Below are 475 nucleotides of genomic sequence, written 5' to 3' on the forward strand. Positions count from 1 at the left end.
TCGACGGCCTGAGCTTGTCCGTGGATTACTTCGACATCGAACTCAAGGGCGGCGTCGGCGCCCTGTCACCCGAGCTTGTCCTGAACCGCTGCCTGGACGGCAAAACCTCCCAGTGCGACAAGGTCAGGCGCGGGCCGAGCGGTGACCTGTGGCTGCCCTCCGACCGGGTCGAGACGACCGGCCACGTCGAGGCCGTGCTGGAGAACCTGGCCGTCGCCGAGGTTCGCGGCTACGACTTTGCCATCGACTACATGCTCAATCTTGGCCGCTACGGCAGCCTCAACTTCAGGAATCTGCTGTCGTTTCTTGAGACCTATGACCTGAAGGCGACTGCGGATATTCCCAAGATCGCCTGCGCCGGCAGCTGGGGCTACTCGTGCGGCACGCCGACCCCGAGGATCCGCAACATCCTGCGCGCCACCTGGCTGAGCCCCTGGGGACTCCAGCCGAGTCTGCTGTGGCGCTACATCAGCAC

The 475-nt window shown here is 64.6% G+C and carries 1 protein-coding gene; it reads left to right on the forward strand.

Annotated features, from left to right (window positions below; all coding sequences use genetic code 11):
- Nucleotides 1-20 precede the first annotated feature (20 nt).
- On the forward strand, nucleotides 21-475 hold a 455-nt coding region (locus tag J4F42_22500), incomplete at its 3' end, for a hypothetical protein (GenBank protein MCE2488294.1).

The sequence above is a fragment of the Desulfurellaceae bacterium genome, assembly GCA_021296095.1.
GTDB lineage: Bacteria > Desulfobacterota > Binatia > Bin18 > Bin18 > JAAXHF01.